The organism is Bartonella sp. AD328YNZD, from assembly GCF_042196425.1.
In genome coordinates, this window is the sequence record NZ_JBHIQG010000855.1 from 1 (window position 1) to 552 (window position 552).

Below are 552 nucleotides of genomic sequence, written 5' to 3' on the forward strand. Positions count from 1 at the left end.
TTTAACAAAATCCCTAGAGAAAAACGGTTGGGATGGTGCTTGGTATCGACGTGGTTATTTTGATGATGGAACACCTCTTGGCTCTAAAATCAATGATGAATGTCAAATTGATACCATTGCTCAATCTTGGGCTGTCATTTCTCAAATGGCATCGCCTGAACGTCAAAAACAAGCGATGAAATCAATGTTGGAGCATCTCTATGATAAAAAAGGCGGATTCATTCGCCTTTTTTGGCCGCCTTTTGATAAAAGTACACTCGAGCCTGGTTATATAAAAGGTTATCCTCCAGGAATTCGAGAAAATGGTGGTCAATACACGCATGGTGCCATTTGGAGTATTTTAGCATTGGCTGAAATGGGACAAAACGATGAAGCTTATGCTTTATTTTCCGCGATTAACCCTATTAATCATGGACAAGATCCTGAAACTTATCGTGTTGAACCTTATGTGATGGCGGCAGATATTTATGCTGTTGAACCACGATGTGGTCAAGGCGGTTGGACTTGGTATACAGGTTCAGCTGGTTGGTTTTATCGTGCCGCAACACAAGC

1 protein-coding gene is annotated in these 552 nt (G+C 41.5%); it reads left to right on the top strand.

The window, feature by feature from the left end:
• The coding region (locus ACFIO3_RS15425; protein WP_375704818.1) for a GH36-type glycosyl hydrolase domain-containing protein at positions 1-552 on the top strand (552 nt) is incomplete at both ends.